The sequence below is a fragment of the Fusibacter sp. 3D3 genome, assembly GCF_001748365.1.
In the GTDB taxonomy this organism is placed as follows: Bacteria; Bacillota; Clostridia; order Peptostreptococcales; family Acidaminobacteraceae; genus Fusibacter_A.
This window is the reverse complement of the sequence record NZ_BDHH01000003.1, coordinates 258,375-281,148: the sequence shown is the minus strand read 5'-3', so window position 1 is coordinate 281,148 and position 22,774 is coordinate 258,375. Positions and strand designations below refer to the sequence as shown.

Annotated in this window: 22 protein-coding genes; 11 read left to right on the top strand and 11 right to left on the bottom strand. The window is 39.8% G+C overall.

All coding sequences use genetic code 11. From position 1 onward, the window contains the following. Positions 1 to 20: 20 nt before the first annotated feature. From F3D3_RS05185 to F3D3_RS05160, 6 genes are all read right to left on the bottom strand, one after another. Positions 21 to 1,964, bottom strand: a complete 1,944-nt coding sequence (locus tag F3D3_RS05185; protein WP_084388837.1) for a TRAP transporter fused permease subunit — start codon at positions 1,962 to 1,964, stop codon at positions 21 to 23. 87 nt (positions 1,965 to 2,051) lie between these two features. Next, on the bottom strand, positions 2,052 to 3,170 hold the full coding sequence (locus F3D3_RS05180) for a TAXI family TRAP transporter solute-binding subunit (RefSeq protein WP_069871817.1): 1,119 nt from the start codon (positions 3,168 to 3,170) through the stop codon (positions 2,052 to 2,054). 20 nt (positions 3,171 to 3,190) lie between these two features. After that, positions 3,191 to 4,231 (bottom strand): 4-hydroxythreonine-4-phosphate dehydrogenase PdxA, encoded by a 1,041-nt coding sequence (gene pdxA, locus F3D3_RS05175; protein WP_069871815.1) that lies wholly within the window; start codon positions 4,229 to 4,231, stop codon positions 3,191 to 3,193. Between the two features lie 9 nt (positions 4,232 to 4,240). Continuing rightward, a complete protein-coding gene (dapA, locus tag F3D3_RS05170) occupies positions 4,241 to 5,137 on the bottom strand; it encodes a 4-hydroxy-tetrahydrodipicolinate synthase (protein ID WP_069871813.1) in 897 nt (298 codons plus the stop codon). Between the two features lie 36 nt (positions 5,138 to 5,173). Beyond that, positions 5,174 to 6,328: an iron-containing alcohol dehydrogenase gene (locus F3D3_RS05165; protein WP_069871811.1), complete on the bottom strand. Its 1,155-nt coding sequence runs from the start codon at positions 6,326 to 6,328 to the stop codon at positions 5,174 to 5,176. Then, positions 6,325 to 7,596 carry a four-carbon acid sugar kinase family protein gene (locus tag F3D3_RS05160; RefSeq protein WP_069871809.1) on the bottom strand — a complete coding sequence of 424 codons (1,272 nt, stop codon included), beginning with the start codon at positions 7,594 to 7,596 and terminating at the stop codon, positions 6,325 to 6,327. Before F3D3_RS05160 ends, F3D3_RS05165 begins: the two co-directional genes overlap by 4 nt. A gap of 213 nt (positions 7,597 to 7,809) precedes the next feature. On the opposite strand from F3D3_RS05160, the gene F3D3_RS05155 reads away from it, so the two are divergent. Beyond that, complete coding sequence (locus F3D3_RS05155) at positions 7,810 to 9,612, top strand: sigma-54-dependent Fis family transcriptional regulator (protein ID WP_069871807.1); 1,803 nt, start codon at positions 7,810 to 7,812, stop codon at positions 9,610 to 9,612. A gap of 257 nt (positions 9,613 to 9,869) precedes the next feature. Here the strand turns inward: F3D3_RS05155 and nhaC are convergent, their stop codons facing one another. After that, complete coding sequence (nhaC, locus tag F3D3_RS05150) at positions 9,870 to 11,330, bottom strand: Na+/H+ antiporter NhaC (RefSeq protein ID WP_242877080.1); 1,461 nt, start codon at positions 11,328 to 11,330, stop codon at positions 9,870 to 9,872. Between the two features lie 79 nt (positions 11,331 to 11,409). Further along, positions 11,410 to 12,588, bottom strand: a complete 1,179-nt coding sequence (locus F3D3_RS05145; RefSeq protein ID WP_069871806.1) for a PLP-dependent aspartate aminotransferase family protein — start codon at positions 12,586 to 12,588, stop codon at positions 11,410 to 11,412. 166 nt (positions 12,589 to 12,754) lie between these two features. Between F3D3_RS05145 and F3D3_RS05140 the strand changes: the two genes are divergently transcribed. Continuing rightward, positions 12,755 to 13,570, top strand: coding sequence for a MerR family transcriptional regulator (locus tag F3D3_RS05140; RefSeq protein WP_069871804.1), 816 nt, complete (start codon positions 12,755 to 12,757; stop codon positions 13,568 to 13,570). Between the two features lie 5 nt (positions 13,571 to 13,575). Here the strand turns inward: F3D3_RS05140 and F3D3_RS05135 are convergent, their stop codons facing one another. Beyond that, complete coding sequence (locus tag F3D3_RS05135; protein WP_069871802.1) at positions 13,576 to 14,994, bottom strand: sigma 54-interacting transcriptional regulator; 1,419 nt, start codon at positions 14,992 to 14,994, stop codon at positions 13,576 to 13,578. Positions 14,995 to 15,177: 183 nt separating this feature from the next. Between F3D3_RS05135 and F3D3_RS05130 the strand changes: the two genes are divergently transcribed. Genes F3D3_RS05130 through F3D3_RS05115 form a run of 4 tightly spaced genes read left to right on the top strand, consistent with a single transcriptional unit; the run spans position 15,178 to position 18,201 of the window. Next, positions 15,178 to 15,756, top strand: coding sequence for a 2-oxoacid:acceptor oxidoreductase family protein (locus F3D3_RS05130; protein WP_069871800.1), 579 nt, complete (start codon positions 15,178 to 15,180; stop codon positions 15,754 to 15,756). Beyond that, positions 15,753 to 16,061: a 4Fe-4S binding protein gene (locus tag F3D3_RS05125; protein WP_069871799.1), complete on the top strand. Its 309-nt coding sequence runs from the start codon at positions 15,753 to 15,755 to the stop codon at positions 16,059 to 16,061. Before F3D3_RS05130 ends, F3D3_RS05125 begins: the two co-directional genes overlap by 4 nt. Positions 16,062 to 16,071: 10 nt before the next feature. Further along, positions 16,072 to 17,253 carry a pyruvate ferredoxin oxidoreductase gene (gene porA / locus F3D3_RS05120; protein WP_069871797.1) on the top strand — a complete coding sequence of 394 codons (1,182 nt, stop codon included), beginning with the start codon at positions 16,072 to 16,074 and terminating at the stop codon, positions 17,251 to 17,253. A 12-nt stretch (positions 17,254 to 17,265) separates the two neighbouring features. Continuing rightward, positions 17,266 to 18,201: a thiamine pyrophosphate-dependent enzyme gene (locus F3D3_RS05115; protein ID WP_069871795.1), complete on the top strand. Its 936-nt coding sequence runs from the start codon at positions 17,266 to 17,268 to the stop codon at positions 18,199 to 18,201. Between the two features lie 157 nt (positions 18,202 to 18,358). On the opposite strand, the gene F3D3_RS05110 is transcribed toward F3D3_RS05115, so the two are convergent. Further along, complete coding sequence (locus F3D3_RS05110) at positions 18,359 to 18,622, bottom strand: hypothetical protein (protein ID WP_069871794.1); 264 nt, start codon at positions 18,620 to 18,622, stop codon at positions 18,359 to 18,361. A gap of 348 nt (positions 18,623 to 18,970) precedes the next feature. Here F3D3_RS05110 and F3D3_RS05105 point away from each other — a divergent pair, with 348 nt between their 5' ends. The 3 genes from F3D3_RS05105 to F3D3_RS05095 are packed head-to-tail and all read left to right on the top strand — an operon-like array spanning position 18,971 to position 20,455. Continuing rightward, the gene (locus F3D3_RS05105) at positions 18,971 to 19,183 is read left to right on the top strand and encodes a helix-turn-helix transcriptional regulator (RefSeq protein WP_069871792.1); all 213 of its coding nucleotides are present in this window, start codon (positions 18,971 to 18,973) and stop codon (positions 19,181 to 19,183) included. Positions 19,184 to 19,196: 13 nt separating this feature from the next. Further along, entirely contained in the window at positions 19,197 to 20,075 is an 879-nt protein-coding gene (locus F3D3_RS05100) for a hypothetical protein (protein ID WP_069871790.1), read from the top strand. 14 nt (positions 20,076 to 20,089) lie between these two features. Then, positions 20,090 to 20,455, top strand: a complete 366-nt coding sequence (locus tag F3D3_RS05095; protein WP_069871788.1) for a hypothetical protein — start codon at positions 20,090 to 20,092, stop codon at positions 20,453 to 20,455. Positions 20,456 to 21,165: 710 nt separating this feature from the next. Here F3D3_RS05095 and F3D3_RS05090 read toward each other — a convergent pair. Beyond that, complete coding sequence (locus F3D3_RS05090) at positions 21,166 to 21,411, bottom strand: hypothetical protein (RefSeq protein ID WP_139132021.1); 246 nt, start codon at positions 21,409 to 21,411, stop codon at positions 21,166 to 21,168. Positions 21,412 to 21,748: 337 nt separating this feature from the next. Here F3D3_RS05090 and F3D3_RS24025 point away from each other — a divergent pair, with 337 nt between their 5' ends. Beyond that, positions 21,749 to 21,907: a hypothetical protein gene (locus tag F3D3_RS24025; protein ID WP_175438299.1), complete on the top strand. Its 159-nt coding sequence runs from the start codon at positions 21,749 to 21,751 to the stop codon at positions 21,905 to 21,907. A gap of 130 nt (positions 21,908 to 22,037) precedes the next feature. Beyond that, complete coding sequence (locus F3D3_RS05085) at positions 22,038 to 22,565, top strand: hypothetical protein (protein ID WP_069871785.1); 528 nt, start codon at positions 22,038 to 22,040, stop codon at positions 22,563 to 22,565. The last annotated feature ends 209 nt before the right edge of the window (positions 22,566 to 22,774 follow it).

The window sequence follows — 22,774 nt, the reverse complement described above, 5'->3', positions numbered from 1 at the left end:
ATCCTACACTCCCATAGTGTCTATGCCATAACACTTACACGTTTATATTTTTTAGACAAGACATAAAATACCCCTATCAACGCCGCGCCAACAGTGCCGCCCACAATTGAAATTAGAGCATGTGGTATGATGATTGAAATCGCTGTGATAAAAAACAGCGCTCTTATAAAGAAATTGTCTACAGGTACAAAGAGATAACCCGTTACGCCTGCCGCTAAAAAGATAATGCCATAAGAAAGAACCGCAACTGCAAAAGCCGTATCAAGGAGCGTGCCTTCAATTAAGAGAATTTCTGGTTGAAAAACAAACACATAAGGCACAAGGAACGCGACAAAGGCATACCCAAAGGCTGTCCACCCAGTCTTCCAAGAACTTGCACCCGCAATCCCAGCGGCCGTAAATGACGCAAGGCATACAGGCGGTGTAATTTGTGCCACAACACCAAAGTAGAAAATAAACATATTTGCTGGTAGCGCTGGAATACCAAGGTTGATAAGCGTCGTTCCAAATAAAATATTGGCAATAAGATAGGCTGCAACGGTTGGAAGTGCCATCCCAAGTAGCAAACAGCCCGCCATAGCAAAGACAAGCGCAAGTGCTATATTGGAATTGCCTGTATTGGCGATTATTTTAGTGAGTTTATTGGCAACCCCTGATTGAACCACGATACCGATCATAATCCCACACGCAGCAGTTGGAATTGTAATATTAGCCGCTTGTTTAATGCCATCAAGTGCCGCATCGACCAGCTGTTTAAAGCTCATTCGAGTCTTTTTAGAAATAAAGCTCACACCTATTGCTAAAACCGTACCCACAAGTGCCGCTCTCGTTAAAGAGCCCCCCTTGAGGATAATCGCAACTAAGGCCACTATTGGAAATAATTGATAAAGTCTTGGCAAAACAGGATCAGAGACATATTTTACAGATTCATCTGCAGAGACCATTGCTTTTCTTTTCGCTAAGAAATGTACCAGTAGAAAAACAGAACCGTAGTACGCCAATGCTGGAATCAATGCAGCCGCTGCAATTTTCAAGTAACTCACACCGATCATTTCAGCCATGATAAAGGCCCCAACGCCCATAATCGGTGGCATAATTTGTCCGCCTGTTGATGCAACAGCTTCTATTGAAGCGGCTTGGTGAGGTTCATAACCCGATTTTTTCATAAGTGGAATCGTCATAACACCTGTTGTTGAAACATTGGCAACAGCACTACCCGAAATCATACCCATGAGACCACTAGAGAGTACAGCCGCTTTCGCAGGTCCACCCACTGTTTTGTCACTGAGTTTCATGCCAAGATCAATCAGCACTTGCCCACCGCCACATACCGAGAAAAAAGCACCGAATATTAAAAAGTAAAACAGTGTATTCATGGATGCCGTTAATGGGGACCCTAAAATACCATTGACATCCATGACCATCACTTCACCAAAACCTTGCCATGACATGCCTCTAAACTTGAAAATGCCTGATATTTTTTGTCCTAAAAATGCATAGGCGATGAAAAAACAGATAAACAAGAATAAATTGAGGCCCATGGTGCGTCTCACCGCTTCCATGACCACAAATACGATTGCATATGCCGCTATAAGATCTGCACTGGACATGGTATCCACATTGTAGATTCGGTTTTGTAAATATTCCAAATTCGTTGTGAAATAGTAAGCAATATAGATGAGCATGATCACTAAAATGCCATCATATAACCAGCCTAACGCTTTAGTTGACTTTTTTTTGCATTTGCTTGCCATTGGTTTGAACATAAATGTTGCCAATAGACCAAAGCATAAGTGATACGGCACTTGTAACCAACGATCTAATGGTCTAACCAATGCAATATAGAGTTGAAAAAGTAAAAAACAAGCTGAAATTCCAATTAATAAAGCATATCTCCACGTTGGTAGGGGTTCTTTAACTTCTACCACATCAGCGTTGATATCCTTGGGCTTGGTATTTGTCATTCATTTATCCTCCAATTGTATAAAACAAAATGTGATGATGAGAACTGTGGTTTTTTGCCACAGCTCTCATTATAAATTGCTGTCGGTTTATTTCATGTAGCCCATTTCCTTGAAGTATCTTTCAGCACCTGGATGAAGTGCAACGCCACCCACTTTTTCTGGTTCCCAGCAAGTTTCGGGACGGAATGGTTCAAGTGAAGCGAATACTGTCACAAGTTGATCTCTATTTTCACACATGATTTTAGTCAACTGATACACGACTTCTTCATCTAAATCTGCTTTGACAAATAAACAGTCTGGTGTTCCCGCATTCACAAGTTCCTCGGTTTGACCTTTCCAAGAGTTTGGTGCAATAATCACACGTTGGAATCCTTTTTCTTTTACAAAATGGTCAATAGTTGCTTCTTCCCATTGTAAAAATTTCACTTTACTGGTCATTGCAATTTCCTGCATTGTTGAAGAGTTTACAGAAGTATGGTCAAGCATAAAATCAAGTTTTCCATCTTTAACCATAGCTGAAAGGTCTGATCCCCCGCCATGAACCACGTCGCCACCCCAAGCTTTGATATCCTCTTCAGTGGCGCCCATGTAGTTTAATAGAATTTGAACCACTTCGTTGTCCATAGAGCCCACCGGACTACAACCAATTCTGATTGGTAACTTTTGTCTAATCGCTTCTTCAATTGTGGTGACCTTGTACTTGTCTATAAAATCTTGAGTCAAAAAGTTAACTGCTGATACTGCCGATAATTCTCCAAGCATTGCTCTGTAATCACTTGTTGGTGCTTTGCCAAGTGTCCCTGTTTCCATAGCCCATCTTGCTGGCGCACCGTTGATAAATGCGATATCCGCTTTACCATTTTCGAATAGATAAGGCGCACCCATACCCCCTGGAGAGATCGGTTGTACATCCACAGTCCCTAACCCTTGATCTTCCCACATCTTTCCTAATTCTGCTGATATATTGTAGTTGCTGGTACCCACTTCAAATGTAGCAAAGAGCACATTTGCTTTTAAATCCAACTTTGAATCTGCTGGTGTTGCTTCAGGTGTAGTTGCTGGTGCCGCTGCTTCAGGTGCCGCTGCTTCAGGTGTCGCCGTTGGTGCCGGTGTTTCCGCAGCTTTTTCTCCCCCACAAGCCACTAAGCTAAAAGAGATCATAGCCACTAACCCAAGTGCTAAAACGCTTTTCTTTAATCCAAACATGTCTTACTCCTCCATATTCTTTACTTTTTACTTTTACTTTTAGCCAACATTATGCCATATTCAATTGCATTTTCAAGGCTCAATTCACTTGCCATGCCCGTTCCCGCTTGATCAAACGCAGTACCATGATCCACAGACGCGCGTACAATAGGTAATCCTAAAGTAATATTCACGCCAGATACTGCATCCCATTTGCCTGCGTCTTGATTATATACAAACCCGACGACTTTGAGCGGTATGTGCCCTTGGTCGTGGTACATAGCCACAACAATATCATACCAACCCCCTTTTGCTTTTGAAAATATCGTGTCGGGTGGCACAGGGCCACAGGCGTCGATACCTTCCGAGATTGCTGACTCAATCGCCGGTATGATTTCATCCATTTCTTCTCTACCAAATAACCCATTTTCTCCACTGTGAGGATTCAGCCCCGCAACACCCACTTTTGGATTTTCAATCCCCAAATCCTTACAAGCTTGATGTGCAATTCGAATCACTTCCAGTACGCGATCCTTTTTAACGCGATCACAGGCCTCTCTTAATGAGATATGTGTGGAAACATGCACCACACGCAAATTTTCGTGTGCGAGCATCATGGTGTACTTTTTAGTGCCCGTTAATGCTGCATATATTTCTGTATGACCAGAGTAGTGATGTCCTGCTGCATTGATGGCTTCTTTGTTAAAAGCATTGGTCACCGTAGCCTCTACATCTCCCGCCAAAGCGAGTTCAATAACCTTTTTAACATATTGAAATGCGGCTTCTCCAGCCATCAAAGAGATGCGCCCTCTTTCGAGTTTAGAGACATCCACCAGTTTCATATCATACACATCAATCGTTCCATGCTCAAATTTAGCCTGTGAAACCGACTCAACTGCATGAATGATGATATCTGCTCTACCAATGATTTTCGCTGCCGCCTTCATCACGTCTACATCTCCAATGACAATCGGGTGACAGCTCTCGTAGATGCTTTTTTTCGCAAGCGCCTTCACTGTGATTTCAGGACCAATACTTGCGGGATCACCCATTGTGATGCCAACGATTAATTTATCAGCCATATGTCCTCCCTAGAGCATTCCTAATGCTTTGTTTTCATCAAGCACTTTTTTCAAAGCTTCGATGCCTTCTTCTGGTACCTGATTAAAAGGTGCGCGACATTTGCCCACTGGATAGCCCAAAAGGCCCACAGCTGTTTTGACGATTGTATTTGGATTGCCATATTTAAAGCAACCTCTGAAAGAGCGAATGCTGTCTTGAGCTTTGCGCGCTTTCTCCAGATCCCCTGCTTTAAAATAATCGTAGATAGAAGCCATCGTTTCAGGATAAACATTTGCACAGCCTGCGATACCCCCTGCGCCTCCTGCTAAAAGATTCCAAAGTATTAAAGAATCATTGCCCGAGAGTACAGCAAAATCCTTGTCATCCTGAGTTGCTTCTATATATTGAAGCATATTGTCAAAGTTTCCACTACTGTCTTTGACACCGATGATATTGGCAATTTTACTGAGTTTAGCCACAGTCGCTGGTGCGATAGAATTGCCTGTTCTCGCCGGAATGTTATAAAGCACAATGGGCATGTCCACGGCTTCAGCGATGCTTTTATAGTGCTCATAGATTTCATTTTGAGACGCTAAGGCAAATGACGGTGTGATTATAGATAAAATATCCGCACCTACCGTTTTAGCCATCAAAGATTGGCGAATGGTATCCTTTGTGCCAATACAGCCTGTGCCTGCATATACAGGAACGCGTCCATTGACTTCATCCACTACGATCTTCAAAACTTGTTCTTTTTCAGCTTCACTGAGTATATAACCCTCACCATTTGTTCCAAAGGGAAACATACCGTGTACCCCAGCTTCGATTTGACGATTGATTTGGACTCTAAGCTCTGTTTCGTTGATACTCTCATCTGCATGCATCGGTGTGATTAATGCGGGGATAATCCCTTTAATCTCAATCATGATAACCTCCAAGTCATTTTTTAAAGCCCTTCTATTTTAAAGCAATTCTAAATACAATGCTCTGGCATCTTCTGCTCTAACTTCTCTTCTATTATTGACAAGCAATCTCTGTACAGCCATTCCAGATGCCACCAATTCTTCTAAATCCGATTTGGGTACATTATAATCACTCAAACGGGTTGGAATATCCAAGTGTTTGACGATCTCATCTAACCGATTCACAAGCCATTTTGATTTCTCATCTTCGGTCTTCGCCTCACCCTTCACATGAACACGATCATAAGCTTTTGCAAATAAATCTTTACACATGGGTTCGTTAAACTTCATCACCGGCACAAGCATCATGGCATTAGACACGCCATGCGGAATATGATATTTCCCGCCTAGTGGATAGGACAGCGCATGTACGGCTGTGGTTCCAGCAGTTGCGATCGCAACACCTGCATAAAACGAAGCTAAGAGCATTGCGTTTTTTGCATCCATTGCCTCAGCATCATCACAGGCCGCTTCTATATTATTGAGTATCAAATCCAGTGCCTCCAGTGCAAACAGATCACTAAAGGGATTTGCTTTTTTAGAGGTAAAGCATTCAATGGCATGCGCTAAAGCATCCACACCCGTCGCCGCCGCAATTTTTCTCGGCAATTTCTTAATCATTTCCGCATCTAAAATCACATAATCTGAAATCATGGCTTCATTGACAATGCCTACTTTTAACGCCTTTTCTGGAACGAGCACAATGCTGTTTGGCGTCGCTTCAGAACCCGTCCCTGCTGTTGTTGGAATCATAAGCGTTTTAACACATTTCTTAGCCATCGAAGGGTTCTCTAATAGATCCCTCACACCGTATTGATCCGTCATCAGTATAGACGCTAATTTGGCGATATCCATTACGCTGCCACCGCCCACTGCGATTATGAAATCAGCGTTCATCACTTTAAAACGATCAATCGTCTCCTGTGCTTCATCACAACTGGGTTCCACAGGCAACTCATCTAAAAGCTCATATGGAATCCCCGTTTTCTCAATCCAAGCAAGTGGCAATTCAAGAAGTCCTGCCCCCACAATCCCCTTATCCGTAAATATTACAATTTTAGTAACTTCTTTATTCAATATAGACGTTATATTTTCAAGGGCGCCTACACCGCTATAGACAACATGTGGCATTTTTAAAGCATATTGTGTCATCATACTGCTGCCTCCTTAATTTCTTCAATCAGGGTCTGTGCTAAATTAACCAACAATTGCTCATCTCCAAAACCACCTGATTTAGATAAAATTTCATACTGTTTTTCTTTAATTTGAATATTGGACAAGACCGTGCCAGGTTCAATTTCATAGAGTGGTGTTATTTCAGATATTTGTACCTGATTCATAAAACCCAATAAAGTATCTCCACCCGTAAGCATAATCGTGCTCTCTAAACCTTCTGAAACGAGCATTTTTGCTACTCTACCAAGCGTTTTTGTGATGCGTAGCCTCACTTCATCTAACGCAATGTTATTTTGTATGGCATAATCAAGTGTCCTCGTTTCATCTAGCACATCATTGCTGTCAATAATGCATTTAGGATTATTAAAACAAATGGCTTTCCAACTTTCAAATGCTCTTTTGCCCTGTTCCGTCTCAAGATAACCCTCTGATAACTTTTGCTCAGCAGAAAGACGTATTCTATGGAAACCCTTCTGCTCTGCATAATCCAGTTGCGCTCTTGTAATCGGGTTGACACTGCCGCAAACCACTAAAAAACGGCTCTTATTTTTAGAAATCGGTTTTACTTTTCCAGATAAATTTAATATTTTAGGCAGTACAGAAGCAAATCCTGCGCAGCCTGCCATGAGGTGAAGCTCATCTCTTTTATAGAGTTTTTCAGCAATTTCTTGTAATGCCTTATCCGTCTCTGCATCATAGACGATGATAGACGGTTCCCCTTTCGGTACAATCTGATCTACATTTTCAACAACATTTACAGGCATCTGACTCTGCATTGAAATCATTTCCGAAACAGAGGAATTTGTAACGGGTTCAAAAGGATCTTTGCCGAACACACTTTGATGCACTAAAACATCGTCTATGTAGTGTATCCCTTTTTTAGTGATGCGATTTAATCTTGGTAATGCCGGTATAAAGTGAAGATGAGATCCCTTAGCTGCCTCTAACATTGCAGTCAGTTCACTGCCAATATTGCCACGCAATGCAGAATCTGTCTTTTTAAAAAGGTAAGCAATTTCATGCTTACAAGCTCTATCCACAATTTTATAGACGACTTCGTAAGCTTGATCTGATTGAAGATGTCGTGTCTCCGCATTGATGACCAACACCTCAATGGCTTGATCCATATTTTCAAAGGTGTAATCCGCATCCATCACAACTCTTGTAATTGCACCACATGAGGCAAACTGTACTGCCGTATCTAAAGCGCCTGTGAAATCATCCGCTATTATCAGCAACTTCACCATTTAATGTCTCCCTTCAAGTGCAGTGTTTCTTTTTGTAACACTTCTTTCTAAATTTCTTATCGTTTGTTTCATTTTATAGAATATATTTCTCAATCGCAACAAATTCGCCACATAATTTTGTTTATATTTGAAACATAAACGTATTTCTATGGTATATTTTATTTTATTATGTTAAAATCGTTTCATTAAGAAACAACTATTAAGGAGACTGCTATGATTCATAAGAAGATAAAAATTTTAGGCGTCGCACCTTATGAAGGCATGAAATCTATGATGCTAAAATTAGCTGCAAAACGCGAAGATATCGATTTAACTGTATTTGTGGGTGATCTAAACGAAGGTGTTGAGATCGCCAAAAGAAACTTTCACAGCAATTTCGATGTGATCATTTCTAGGGGCGGTACTGCCGAGATGATCAGCGAAGCCACCAGTGTGCCACTCATCGAAATCAATTTATCCGTCTACGATATTTTAAGGTCTTTAAAACTCGCCGAAAATTATTCTGATCGTTATGCAATCGTAGGGTATCCCAGCATCACAGGGAACGCTCAACTCTTATGCGACTTACTCCAATATAAGATCGATATATTTACAATCCATAGCATAGACGAGGTGCAAAGTACTTTAGAAGATCTCAAAACACAGGGTTATCGAATGATTCTTTGCGATATGATCACCACAACAATCGCTAAGAAACTCGGCCTTAACGCCATGCTCATCACTTCTGGCGAGGAGAGCATTATGAGCGCTTTTGATCAAGCTACGAAGCTCTTTAAAAGTTATGTCAGCATCAAAGAAGATAATCGTTTTCTGGAAGATATCATACGCAGTCACAGCGGAAGCACAGTCGTTTTTGATACGGACAAAAACCTCGTTTTTTCTTCTGTCGAGAGCGAACACTTCGATCAAATCGTCGAAATTTTAAAAGCGGAAATCGATGAAACCCTATCTTCCGAAACACACAAATGCTTTAAAACGATTAACGAGCACTTGTTTACGATTACAAGCAAAAAAATCCTCAACAGACAAACGGCTTACGCGGTTTTTTACTTTACCTCAGAACACGCACCCTCTGCAAGAAGCAAATACGGCATTAAATACTCCAACCGAAGCGAAGTTGAAGATTCATTTTTCAACAGTTTTTACAGCGTGACAAACACCGCCAACGAAGCACGTTCCAACTTAGAACAATTAAGCGCCAATTCAGCACCCATCATGGTCGTTGGCGAAGGCGGCACTGGCAAAACGCAAATCGCGCGCCTTTTATATACTCAAAGTCCCTCAGCGCAAAATCCTTTTATCACTATAGATTGTACTGTGATCAACGACAAAGGCTGGAGTTTTTTGACGAATCATCACAATTCACCTTTAAACGATACGCAGAACACACTGTTTTTTAAAGACCTTCACGTCCTTTCAGAAGCTAGGTGTAAGCACTTATTGGAAATGATCCGCGATGTCAACGTCCATAAGCAGAATAAGCTCATCTTCTCTTATGCCGTTAAAAATTTGGACAAAGCGCCAAATGCAGTTATAGAATACCTCAACCAGCTCTACTGTATGAGCATTCAATTACAGCCACTTAAAGAACGTACAAATGAAATACCAACCCTTTCAAGTTTATATTTAAACACACTCAACCTAAAACTCGCCAAGCAGCTCATTGGTTTTGAACCCGAAGCGCTATCACGACTTCAAGCCTATCACTGGCCTTATAATTACACTCAGTTTAAACGCGTCCTTGAAGAAATGGCCGTAATAACTGCAACGCCTTACATCACCGCTGCCACAGTGCAAAGTGTGCTCGAAAAAGAAAAATCAGATGCCTTAGACACCATGAGTTCGAAATCAGAAACCAAAGGCGTATTTTGCTACGATATTCACCTCAATCGAACACTCGATGAAATCAATCACGATATCATCTCACTCTATTTAGAACAGTCAGGTGGCAACCACAGCACCACAGCCAAACGATTAGGCATTAGTCGTACGACCTTGTGGCGGTATTTAAAATAAGTTGTGCAAAAGTAGAACAAGGGAAGCCCCCAAACAAATAACCACCCGCTAAACGGGTGGTTATTTGTTTGGGGGCTGATTTTCTTTTTTTGCCATGTGATATTACCTAACAAAAGGTACACCTCTGAATTTTTTTGAAACGCTCAAGCATAAAAAATCGGCATACATTTTAGTATACCGACTTTCCTATAAGGCTGTCTATTTCCAAACAGCATTTTTTTGGTTTCAATAGTGAAGAGCAGTTTCATCACGACAGATTATCCCACAAACTCTCCCATGGACTCAATCGTTTCAAGCTCAATCGCCTCTTCAGGCAATTTTTCAATGCTAAATCCAGTAAATCCATAAATTGCCGAAATAATCGGATTGATGTAGTTCAGGAAGCAGTAAGGTACATAAGTCCAAGGTGCCAAACCAAGCGTGATCATCATATATGCACCGCAAGAACTCCACGGAACTAAAGGCGAAGCAAGAGTCCCTGCATCTTCTAAAGCTCTTGAAAGGTTTTTAGGATGCAGTCGCCTTTGTGCATAAGCATCTTTATACATTCTACCTGGAATAACGATAGATAAGTACTGATCGCCTGCAATGAAGACAATGCCATAACATGAAATCAAAGTTGCAAGAATCACCTGACCATCCGTTTTTGCTCTCGCCAATATATGACAAGCAATGACGTTGAGCATACCTGTTTTCTCCATAACCCCGCCGAAAATCATGGCACAAAGCGTCAACGAAGTGGTCCACATCATACTCTGCATACCGCCACCTGTTAACAAATCATCAATGGCTGGATTTCCTGTGATGCTTGTAAATCCATTGTTTGCAATGTCGATCAAATCTTTAAGTCCAGCGCCTTGGAAAATCACCGCAAAGACCAACCCGACCACACTGGCAACAAAGAGTCCAGGAATCGCCGGAATACGGAAGATCACCATGCCGATGACCATACAGGGCACTAAAAGTAAGATCGGACTGATATAAAACATATCTTGCATGGTGCCAAGCAAACTATTGATCGCACCTGTATCCAGTTCGCCACCTGCATAACGCATCCCAATAATTCCAAAGAGAATGATGGAAATAATCGCACTTGGAATCGTTGTATAGAGCATATGTCTAATGTGATCAAACAAGTTCGCACCTGCCATGGCTGGAGCTAAGTTCGTCGTATCCGAAAGCGGAGACATTTTATCGCCAAGATAAGACCCTGAAATAATAGCGCCACCTATTATAGGCACCGCAACGCCTAGAGCGGTTCCAATGCTCATTAAAGCGATCCCAACAGTAGCAACCGTAGACCAAGAACTGCCCGTTGCCACAGATACAACTGCACAAATGAGAAATGCAGCTACTAAAAAATATTGCGGTGATAGGATTTGAAGTCCGTAATAAACCATAGTCGGGATGATCCCCGCCTTAATCCAAATACCCACTAAAATACCGATAATCAAAATGATAATGATCGCACCCATAGACATTTTTATGGTCTCAACAATGCCCTCTTCAATTTCCTCCCACGAGTAGTTTAAAAGGTACATCGCAACGCCCGCCGCAACCATCGCCGAAGTAATTAAAGGGATATGCGGTTCCCCTAGTTCATAAACCACCAAAGTCAGTATCAGACTTACCGCTAAAAACAAGACTGGGATCATTGCAATCCACAGCGTCGCTTCTTTCTTTTCTTTCTTCACCTTTTGTGCGCTCTTATCTCCCACTTGACACCTCCAATTCTTATTTGTTGCCCCACTTAATTATAATTAAAGTATCTCAAGGTTCTCCCTCTTACCCCGATACTTATAATTCATCAAGAATCCGTTCGAATTCCCCTATTATATCCTCTATATGCTCAAGTCCTGTGGAAATTCTCATAAGCCCTTCTGGAAGCCCCGCTTCTTTGCGTTCAGCAGCAGTCATGCCACTGTGTGTGATCGTCGTATCACAAAGACTTGTGGTATAAGTGCCAAGACTGGCCACAATTTCAGAGAGCTGCGCCTTTTCTACAAACTTAGCGATATGCTCATAGCTGCCCATATCCACAGCCAACATGCCTCCATAAAGCCCCTTGTTAAAATATTTTTTGGCTTCTGCATGATCCGGAAACGAAGGCAAACCTGGATAGTAAACCTTACCCGTCTTAGGATGGTTGTCTAAAAACGTCGCCAGCTTCATTGCGTTATGGCTATGACGTTCCACGCGAAGATCAAGCGTCCTCATACTTCTCATGAGCAACCAGACATCAAAAGGACTAATGGTCGGACCAAAAGTATGCGACAAATCAACAACTCTGTCAATCACCTCTTTACTGCCCAAAACGATACCCGCCATGATATCACTGTGACCATTCATAAATTTAGTGGCACTATAAACCACAATATCAGCGCCATGTTTAATCGGCTGGCATACGATCGGTGTGGCAAACGTATTGTCTATGATCAATTTCGCACCATGTTGATGCGCCACATCCGCGATCTTCCCAATATCGATCACTTCAATCATGGGATTGCTAATCGTCTCCATGTAAACCATTTTTGTATTTGCTTTAAAATAGGGCGCCAAATCCACCTTCTTAAAATCAACAAAAGTTACTTCTACCCCTAAATTTTCGCCCAGCTCAGTCTTTAAGAATTTAAAAACATTGCCATAAATAACGCTATTCGCTATAATATGATCTCCTGATTTTACCTGAGAAAGAATCGCCATCGTTATAGCCGCCATACCCGAAGCATAGACATCACACGCTTCCGCGCCTTCAATTGCAAGCAGTATTTCCTTCAAAGCATCTGCAGTTGGGTTGCCGTAACTGCCATATAGGTATCCATCTTCTCTATTGTAACAAATATCATTACAGATGTCTGAATCTTCAAAACTATAAGCTGAACTCATATAAATGGGCATAACCTTCGGTTTTGAAGTCGTCGGAATATTTTTGTATGCCCCTAAATGGGTTAATTGTGTCATAAATTTGTCTTCCATGATTTCCCCTCCTGTTTCCTGTTGTCAATTTCATCATAAAGCCTAGAACGATATGAAAGTCAATACTCTTTTTTTCATTTGATTGAATAGTCAGAAAACATTATAATAAACCTAAATCTATGATATTATTTATGAAAAATCAATTTTCAATTAGAAAGGATTCCATATGAAAGATCAATTTTCAATCGGCGAAGTCTCTAGCATCTTCAACATATCCGTCCACTCACTGCGTCATTACCATAAGATCGGGCTAATCGTTCCCAGTTGTATTGACGCCGAAACAGGCTACAGGCACTACACCTTCGATCAATTTCAATTCATTAGCCGCTTTAAATATTTAAGGTCTATAGGCCTTTCATTAGAACAAATCAAGCACGTTTTTGACACTGGAAAATCAGAAGATTTAAAGTTGATACTCGCCGATATTAAAGCACAAAAACAAAAAGAGCTTCTCGCCATTCAAGATCTCTTTGCTAAAATCGATTTTATAACGGATTATTACTCCTTTAACGAAGTGGACGATACGCTCAATCTCATTTATAAAAAATCATTCCCCGAACGCTACCTTTTCACCTCCGATCGAAATCAAACTTCCATAGAAAGCATGGACATCAGTTTACACCGAAAATTATTCGCAGAAAAAAATAAGGAGATCAGCTTCATGAGGCAATTCAGCTATGTCCTCGACTTTGATGCTCTGATGCAAAACGTCTTTAAACCGCTTTGTACAAGCGTCTTACTCAACAGTACAAACAAAGTCAATCCAGACGATCTCGCTGTTTTGCCCGCGGGTGATTATGTCTGCTTTTGCACGCATATTCTCAATGAAGGCTTTGACATTACGCCACTTATGACCTATGCCAATAGGAAAAGAGAACAAAGACCCACCATTGTCCTCGCTATGGAATACGAAGATCATCTCCACGAATATTACAACGCCCTTTATGAACTTCAACTTTTTTATCCGTCAAAAACTCTATAACTATTCTAGAGTTTTTGCTTTTTCTTTAAAAAATACGCAACTTGATAATATTCAATCTCATACCCCTTCTCTTTCAAAACTCTTGAAATGCGTCTCGGGCCAAGACCTTCAGCGTGTAACTGACCAATATAGATTTCCAAATCACCTTCGATGACATTTTTCACTTCATTAATTTCATCTGCTCTAAAGGGCGCCTGCTCCTCTAAGATTTCAAAAGGGATGTGCTGCACTTCCACATACGTATTAATTTGCGCTCTGCCTTTGATATCATCAATAAGAGGCGCCGCGGCATCAATGCTAAAGTTGATGATATCCCTAAACTGTCTAATATTTCTCGGATACTTTGCCTTCAATAAGAGTTGTACGGCCTCACTTGAAAAATAGACAAAGTACTTGATGTTGTGAATCTTTTCAACTGCTTTTTCATAGTTTTTTATAAAGTGTTTGAGCAGAAGGCTCTTCTCTTCATAGCTCCGCTCATCTAATGACGGCACATATATTTCATATTGCGCCAGTCTCTGATAGAGCTCTGGCAAGAGCTCCGTTTTCAGATCCCTTGTTGAAGCTGCTATGATGATGACATCTACCCTAAATTCCTTGACCCCGCCGATTCGCCTAATCTTTCCCGATTCAATCACCTTAAGCAGCAAGTTTTGATAATGATCCAGTGCATGTGCCTCATCCAAGAAGAGAATGCCACCGTTCGCTTGTTCAAAGAGCCCTCGCTTTTCTTTTGATCCCGTATAGGCGCCTACTTCACTGCCAAAGATTTCAACTGCTGCAATATCTGGATTTGTAAACTGAGCGCAGTTCACTTCAACGAGAGGGGCTTCCGGACTAATCACTCCGATTTGTTTTGCATAGTCAAAGATAAGATTTGCAAGCATAGTCTTACCTGTTCCCGATTGCCCCGTTATGATCGAATGTCTCGGTCCCCCTAAAGACCCCACCGTTCTCTTCGCCTTAATCAACACATGTTCAAGACTGCCCGTATTGCCTATGATCTCCAAAATATTTTCATTGGATTTATTGAGTTCTAGATGGAGCTCTAAAAATGAAATGCGCTTATTGAGATCCTCAATATCACGAATATCTTTAAAGATGGAATACGCACCTACGAATTCACCCGATTTAAAAAGAGGATAAGAATTGACAACGTACTTCTTATTCCCGATGTAATGAATTTTTTGATCTAGGACGGGCTTTTGACTCTGAAGCACTTGAAGTAAAACCGCTTCTTCATAGAACTCTGAGATATGCTTGCCAGCCATATAAACCTTAGTGGAATTCGCATAGTCAGCAGACACCTTGTTGACATAAAGGATAAAACCTTCTTTATCAACAATGTTGATGCCATCATTTGCACTGTCCATCACTTCAACGATCAATTCGTTTTGAAATAAATCTGCTCTCGAAAGATGCATGCGCGTTCCTCCCCTAGTATAGATTACAACGTTTGTCTAACGTTATTATAACATCGATTACAACACTTTTTCAACACACAAATAATCAAGGCGTTCCAAAGAGCCTCTTTACACTTTGGCACGTTAGTTGCATTATGGTATACCACAACACACAAAACCTTTCCAAATAAAGGAGGCTGAAACATGTCAAAACTAACTGAGATAAGATGGCACGGTCGTGGTGGACAAGGGGCCAAAACAGCGTCATTACTGCTGGCTGATGCTGCATTTAACACAGGTCAGTACGTTCAAGGATTTCCCGAGTACGGTCCAGAGAGAATGGGTGCACCTATTACAGCCTATAATCGCATTAGCGATACCAAGATCAGGGTTCACTCCAATATCTACGAGCCCGATTTTGTAGTCGTAGTGGACGAGACGCTTCTGGCATCTATCGATGTCACTGCTGGTCTCAAAAAATCTGGTGCCATCATCATCAACACACCAAAGACACCAGATGAAGTTCGTAAATATCTTAATGGATATGAAGGTTCTATTTGTACCATTGATGCCGTTTCTATTTCTGAAAAAACACTTGGCAAAAACTTTCCTAACACGCCCATGCTGGGTGCTGTTGTTAAAGTCAGTGGCATCATGGATCCAGAACAATTTCTTGAAGATATGAAAGCATCATTTGCCCATAAATTTGCAACAAAACCACAAGTGATCGAAGGCAATGTGGCCGCACTAAAAATGGCGATGCAGGAGGTAAAAGGCATATGAAAAATAAAGCAGGTCAATTAATCACGCCTGAAATTTCTTGGAAAGAGATCACCCCAGGGGGTACCGTTTACGAAAGCGGCACTGCGCACCAGTTTAAAACAGGGGACTGGCGCACAATGATCCCTCAATTTAAACCAGAAAATTGTAAACAATGTCTACTTTGTGCACCCGTTTGTCCAGACAGTTCAATCCCAGTATCAGGTGGCAAACGTCTTGATTTTGACTTTGACCACTGCAAAGGCTGTGGCATCTGCTTCAAGGTTTGTCCTTTTGGTGCCATTGATTTTGCAAAAGAAGAAAAATAGGAGGAAACCCATGACCATAAGAGATAGATTATCCGGAAATGAAGCAGTTGCAATTGCTATGAAGCAGATTAATCCAGACGTAATGCCTGCGTTTCCGATTACACCTTCAACAGAGATTCCACAGTACTTTTCACAATATGTCGCTAATGGCGAAGTAGACACCGTCTTTATTCCCGTAGAATCCGAACACAGTGCGATGTCTGCCTGTATTGGCTCTGAAGGTGCTGGTGCCCGTACTTTTACAGCGACCTCATCGTGCGGCCTTGCTTTAATGCACGAGATGCTCTATGTGGCGTCATCTTCTAGACTCCCAATCACACTTGCTTGTGTAAACAGAGCTCTTACAGGTCCAATCAACATTAACAACGACCACAGTGACTCTATGGGATCAAGAGATGCCGGTTGGATCCAAATTTACAGTGAAAACAATCAAGAAGCTTACGATAACTTCATCCAAGCGGTTAAGATCGCAGAACATAAAGATATTATGCTTCCAGCGATGGTTTGTCAAGATGGTTTCATCACAAGCCACGCCGTTGAAAATATAGAACTGATTGAAGATGCAAAAGTAAAAGCGTTTGTAGGCGAATACGAGCCTGAAGACTTCTTGTTAAATCCAAATAGCCCCATTGCAATCGGACCCTATGATACGGCTAGTTTCTACATTGAACACAAAAGACAACAAGCTGAAGCCATGATCAAAGTTAAAGAAATTGCACTTGAAGTTGCTGCAGAATTTGAAAAAATATCAGGTAGAAAGTACGGTCTATTCGAGACTTATGAATTGGAAGATGCCGATACAGCACTCGTGATTATCAATTCAACTGCAGGCACTGCAAAAGATGCCATTGACAAGCTCAGAGCTGAAGGCAAAAAAGTAGGCCTTTTAAAAATCAGACTGTTCAGACCCTTCCCAAGAGAAGAAATTGCTGAAGCATTAAAACATATCAAAGCGATCGCTGTTATGGATAAATGCGAAGGTTTCTCAGCCGCTGGCGGCCCACTTTTTGCAGAAGTGCGCTCTGCACTTTATGATTTAAACGAAAAACCAATGACAGTCAACTACATTTACGGCCTCGGTGGTCGTGATGTGAGAACAACCGATATTGAAAGCGTTTATTCAGATCTAGATACAATCGTAGAATCAGGTAAAGCAGGCGACACGTACAGATACCTTGGTGTTAGAGAATAGGAGGTCAAGCTTATGGCTTATAATTTTAAAGATGAAATGTGTAAACCTGAACGTTTGACAGGCGGACATAGAATGTGCGCTGGCTGTGGTGCACCCGTGGCAGTCAGAGGTGTTTTAAGAGCACTTAAAGAGGAAGACCAAGCGGTTATTGGCAATGCCACAGGTTGCCTTGAAGTTTCCACTTTTATGTATCCTTACACCGCTTGGAAGGATTCCTTTATTCACAGCGCTTTCGAAAATGCAGGCGCAACTATAAGTGGTGTTGAAGCCGCTTATAACGCAAAGAAAAAAAGAGGCAAACTGGATGACACTTATAAATTCATCGCTTTTGGTGGTGATGGTGGTACTTATGATATCGGATTCCAATCCCTTTCCGGTGCCATGGAAAGAGGTCATGACATGGTTTATGTTTGCTATGACAACGGCGCTTACATGAACACTGGTATTCAGCGTTCTTCTGCAACCCCTAAGTTCGCAGATACAACCACGAGTCCTGCCGGTACTGAAATTCCTGGCAAATCTCAAAACAGAAAAGACTTAGCAGACATCATGGCGGCACACAATATCCCATACGTGGCACAGACGACTTTTGTTAAGAACTTCAAAGACCTTCATGAAAAATCTGAGAAGGCCATTTATACAGAAGGCGCTGCCTTTTTAAATGTCCTTGCACCATGTCCACGTGGCTGGCGATACGATGAATCTGACCTTATGGAAATATGTCGATTAGCGGTAGAGACTTGTTATTGGCCACTCTTTGAGGTTATAAATGGCGAGTGGAAACTCTCTTATAAACCTAAAAACAAACTCCCAATTGAAGATTTCTTAAGACCTCAAGGTCGCTTCAAGCACGTCTTCAAACCGGGTAATGAATATATGATCGAAGACATCCAAGCAGAAGTAGATCGCAAATGGAATCAATTACTTCAAAAATGCGGTGAACTATAGTTTAAATCTCCTTTAAATTATGAAAAAGCAACGCCCTCAAACACAATCGGCTCACCACCGTGTGTTTTGAGGGCGTTGTTTATTTTAGTTACAATAAAGGCATATGTAATGCAATTAGTCTCTCTATGATAGAATTCATTCAAACGCAGTTAAAAAATTATTCTAATATATATGTCATAAAAACATACAAAATAAAGAGCACACACAATACAACATCTATATAAACAAGATTTATAATTTTAACACGTTCAAAATTATAACCTTTTAAATAAAAAAAAGTGTCCTTCACTATTGATGCTAAAAGATAAATGCCGATAATATAATAATTTGACGAAATCGGTGTATTGATTATCAATAAGAGCGCTGGCAGTAAAATTACAGCGGAAAGAATGGTATAAAGCATTTTAATTTTATAAGTCATGGTACCTCCTTCTATACTTTTTGTAATCATTTTGATTTTACTTAAGTTTAGCCTTCTAAAACGCATCTGTAAACCCGATTTTAATCCTTATTTGATAATTGGGGTTAGGAATATAAAAAAAGTATTGACAAAATATATAGTTATATATACACTAAGTATAGTTTAATATACATTACATAAACATGATCACTCTTCTATGATCTTATTTTCAAGAAGACAGTTAGAGACACTCGGATCCACTACAGAAGAAATGCGCCATATGAAAGTGTCCAAATTTATGAGACGCACAGCCCTATACAACAGACTGTATGAATTCCTAATAAACCCGTATTGGAGGTGATTAAAACTATGAAACTTGGAAACAACATCCGGAAATATCGGTTCGAGCATGGTGAATTAACTCAACAAGAACTCGCCAATGAAGTAAATGTCACAAGGCTGACCATACACTCAATAGAGACCGGCAAATTCATGCCATCAACACTCCTTGCTATTAAGCTCGCGATGTTTTTCGGAAAAACCGTTGAAGAAATTTTCTATATTATTAAGGATGAAGACTAGGAGGGATCGTCATATGAAATTTATAAATCGTCTTTCTACAGTACTGAGCATTATAATGCTTTGTCTAATTGCTGGTAATATTCTACTACTGTCAGACATAAAAACTGCAATACAGACAGGATCTGCCATTCAAGAATGGATGAGCTTTACAGTTGCTATTTTTCTGATCATTATTGGGTTGTCACATCTATTTGCGATACTGAATTCTGTTAAACTGTTTTTGCATTTCAGAAATGATAGTCTCTTGAGATCTGCTACTTTCGTTATATGCTTTTTCTCACTATTTCTTTTAGCTGTGGATGTCATGATGTTGAGCGATATAGGCCACGAATATATAGCGGGCTATGACACTACCGACGAATGGCGCATCGTATTTGCTGGGCATGCCGTTCATGTAGTCTTTGCTCTGCTTCTACTGTTTCAATGCATTGCAGCAAACAGACTTATTTCAAAAAATTCTGAACTGACAACTGCCGTTAAGGATGAAGCACTTTTCCTAACCGTTACCCAAATTGGTATCGTATCGGCAATCTTGGGATTAATCTGTTTATTCCTACTCAGTGGGGCAGGTCTTCCTCAGAAGCATTTAGGCGGTTTGTATTTCCTATTATGCATCGTTTTCATACTCCCTTATGGTCTGGCCACTGGTTACTGGTTCTTTACAAAGAGAAAGGAATATCCCGCGGATTGGTATGACGAGAAACAGTTTGCAGACATATCGCTAGGGGCGTTCGTTACGCTTTTGTCCACAATATTTATCGCACTTGTGATTTATTGCCTTTTAACTTTTAGAATCATAGACATCAATACTTCACTCTGGTTTCCAGAGTACTTTATGTTGAGTTTATTACTCTTTTCTGGGAGTACTTTATATCTGAGCAAAAGAGTTTAAGATGAATCTCTTTAGTGCAAATAAATCAATTCAAAATTGCTTTTAATCAAAGTTTAAAATTACATCTTGAATCGATCCAAGCTTTAGTTAATGGCAACTTAAGCTACCTTGATAAATTTGATGAAGAGGGTTATTTATCCGAAAAAGATTACCTCTCTATGATTGATAATCAGTTATCCACTATCGTGATATTTCAGCACATGGAGTCTTTGGATCAATTAATGCCAAAACCCAACGAACAATATATTGGTGTCAATAGAAGTTATCAAAGTAGTGCGATGAACGCTCGATACTATAATTTTGAGTATGAAAAGAACAGATACAAAGCGGTTAGATTATTTTTATACTCCGGAAGTACACATTTCCCCTCTGAAGAGTAAATGTTAAACCTACCACCTCATTGTCCGTCGAAACTTCGTTTCACCTGACCCGTGCTCGTCTAACCGCTTAGAGCAGGTTGAAAACTCCTGCCTCTAAGCTGGACGAAAACTAATGATTTTAATCAAAACGCGCTATCCAAAGACTCACTGGATAGCGCGTTACTTATTTAATGCTCCTATTCTCTTTTATACACGACATTTCTTTTATCAAACTTCATTTCTATGATCCTATTTCAGCCGTGTGATCACTTCTCCATCATCACATTTCGATCATCTCCGCTTTGATCTTTTTAGAAATCTTCTGAATCGCTTTGATGATTTGAGGCAGATCACCCGTTAAGAGTTTTCTATATAGAGCAGGTTGTATTGGAAAGATCAAAAGAGGATTGCGATTTTTTTTGAAAAAATCAGGTAGAAGATTTTTGGAGAACCCCTATCTGAAGTTGAGTGCGAGATTGTTAGGTTAAGGTTTTTTAAGCGGTATAAACAGATGAGCGTGACAAAAATGCATTATTCGAATAAGCAGTAAAACAAAATTTAAACTAAGAATCTTTTTCATTTTTCCTCTTCGGATAAAAAACCTAAATATGTAATTATTGAATAATAGCATCTTAACTATACATAAATGTCAATATAAAACAAAAAACATTAACATTTCAATTTCTGAATTATTAATGTTTTTCAGACATATTAACAAAATATAAAATCGGCTACTTTTTAGTAACTGAGTAAATCATAGCGCCACTAACTGCACCGTTAATTAAAACCATCATAATAATCAACAACGTTATACCACTGGGTATATAATGATTAATATCTGTATAGAATTCTGAAGATAAACCATCTAAATAAAAACTGATATTTGAGAGCAGTATAGTTAATATAACGGAGATAACAACTAAATTAAAGTTTAATAACCCTAAAAAAATGTAAAAAATAGATTTGTCTTTCATCAATACAATTTCCTCCTAATCAAGTTTTTTGTTCAAATAAAAAATAATATGATATATTTGTATTAATCATACATTTATTATATTAATTAGTATTATTATAGCTCTTATTTTGATTATATGCAAACAAATTACATTAATTGAAAATCATTTCTCCCTTTTACGTTTTTTATGCTATCTTTATATCATAGAAGTCTATAAAAAAAATCATAGTCTCAAATCAAATTTTCAAAGCAAAACAATCAAGGCATCCGGCGAGGCTGCTGAGAAAGTCACCTAAATATGAAACCATATCGTAAGAAATTATAGTATGGTTTTTTTTGCAAAAAGGAATTTCTCTTTGATGTCGAATTGGTATAATGGTAACAACACCAAATGTAAAACTGTTAAAAGTGTTTTTGATCCATATGGGATTCATTTGACTACAGTAGGTCATTATCTAAAAGCGGTTCCAAGAGTTCAAAATGACGCCGAATCAAATATATTAGGTCGAAAAAAATAGCAGTCCGTTGGGATTATAGTGTCGTGAGCACCGGCATAAATGACAGCGTTGGAGTACCTACTTACACTTACACTAGCAGCTTTACAAATACATTTTAGTACACCGTACACTAAAACAAAAGGATAAGACAATGAAAAAGAATTTAAAATTTCTAGTAATATTCATCATTCTAGGGCTTTCAATATACGGTTACACGAAGAGCGTTGAGTTATCAACCTATAAAACTTCATTAAATCAAAGTCTAATCATGCATTTTGAATACATTCTAAAATTAGCAGATGCAAATTTAAATTACCTTGATCAATATGAGCGCGAAGGATTTTTATCCCTTGATGACTATCAAAAGTTCAGACACAATCATACACAGATTTTTGTTACATTTCAAACGATTGAATCATTCGATCTATTTTTGGATGACCCAAAAGATTCTGTAAGAACGAAAAGAAGCGATCAATGCTTTTACATGAAAGATTATTTGCAGAGATTTGTATATGAGGATAGCAAGTATGAAGATAATTCAGATGAATATCTGAGAAGTTATTGCAATCAAGTTAAAGATACGCTTTTATTATTAATTGAGAAAAAGACGGCTTCAAAATGGGATGATGATGTTCATGAATTTTTACATTCAGGAAATAAATTAGTCGAAATAGATTAGCACTGCCAAGGAAGTACACATTCCCTTCCATCTGAAGATTAAATTTCAAACCTACCACCTCATTGTCCGTCGAAACTTCGTTTCACCTGACCTGTGCTCGTCTAACAGCTTAGAGCAGGTTGAAAACTCCTGCCTCTAAGCTGGACGAAAACTAATGATTTTAATCAAAACGCGCTATCCAAAGACTCACTGGATAGCGCGTTACTTAT

Bases quoted from the DNA above. Each gene is read 5' to 3' on its own strand.
- F3D3_RS05185 (WP_084388837.1), bottom strand. From the start codon at position 1,964: ATGACAAATACCAAGCCCAAGGATATCAACGCTGATGTGGTAGAAGTT.
- F3D3_RS05180 (WP_069871817.1), bottom strand. From the start codon at position 3,170: ATGTTTGGATTAAAGAAAAGCGTTTTAGCACTTGGGTTAGTGGCTATG.
- pdxA (WP_069871815.1), bottom strand. From the start codon at position 4,231: ATGGCTGATAAATTAATCGTTGGCATCACAATGGGTGATCCCGCAAGT.
- dapA (WP_069871813.1), bottom strand. From the start codon at position 5,137: ATGATTGAGATTAAAGGGATTATCCCCGCATTAATCACACCGATGCAT.
- F3D3_RS05165 (WP_069871811.1), bottom strand. From the start codon at position 6,328: ATGATGACACAATATGCTTTAAAAATGCCACATGTTGTCTATAGCGGT.
- F3D3_RS05160 (WP_069871809.1), bottom strand. From the start codon at position 7,596: ATGGTGAAGTTGCTGATAATAGCGGATGATTTCACAGGCGCTTTAGAT.
- F3D3_RS05155 (WP_069871807.1), top strand. From the start codon at position 7,810: ATGATTCATAAGAAGATAAAAATTTTAGGCGTCGCACCTTATGAAGGC.
- F3D3_RS05145 (WP_069871806.1), bottom strand. From the start codon at position 12,588: ATGGAAGACAAATTTATGACACAATTAACCCATTTAGGGGCATACAAA.
- F3D3_RS05140 (WP_069871804.1), top strand. From the start codon at position 12,755: ATGAAAGATCAATTTTCAATCGGCGAAGTCTCTAGCATCTTCAACATA.
- F3D3_RS05135 (WP_069871802.1), bottom strand. From the start codon at position 14,994: ATGCATCTTTCGAGAGCAGATTTATTTCAAAACGAATTGATCGTTGAA.
- F3D3_RS05130 (WP_069871800.1), top strand. From the start codon at position 15,178: ATGTCAAAACTAACTGAGATAAGATGGCACGGTCGTGGTGGACAAGGG.
- F3D3_RS05125 (WP_069871799.1), top strand. From the start codon at position 15,753: ATGAAAAATAAAGCAGGTCAATTAATCACGCCTGAAATTTCTTGGAAA.
- porA (WP_069871797.1), top strand. From the start codon at position 16,072: ATGACCATAAGAGATAGATTATCCGGAAATGAAGCAGTTGCAATTGCT.
- F3D3_RS05115 (WP_069871795.1), top strand. From the start codon at position 17,266: ATGGCTTATAATTTTAAAGATGAAATGTGTAAACCTGAACGTTTGACA.
- F3D3_RS05110 (WP_069871794.1), bottom strand. From the start codon at position 18,622: ATGACTTATAAAATTAAAATGCTTTATACCATTCTTTCCGCTGTAATT.
- F3D3_RS05105 (WP_069871792.1), top strand. From the start codon at position 18,971: ATGAAACTTGGAAACAACATCCGGAAATATCGGTTCGAGCATGGTGAA.
- F3D3_RS05100 (WP_069871790.1), top strand. From the start codon at position 19,197: ATGAAATTTATAAATCGTCTTTCTACAGTACTGAGCATTATAATGCTT.
- F3D3_RS24025 (WP_175438299.1), top strand. From the start codon at position 21,749: ATGTCGAATTGGTATAATGGTAACAACACCAAATGTAAAACTGTTAAA.
- F3D3_RS05085 (WP_069871785.1), top strand. From the start codon at position 22,038: ATGAAAAAGAATTTAAAATTTCTAGTAATATTCATCATTCTAGGGCTT.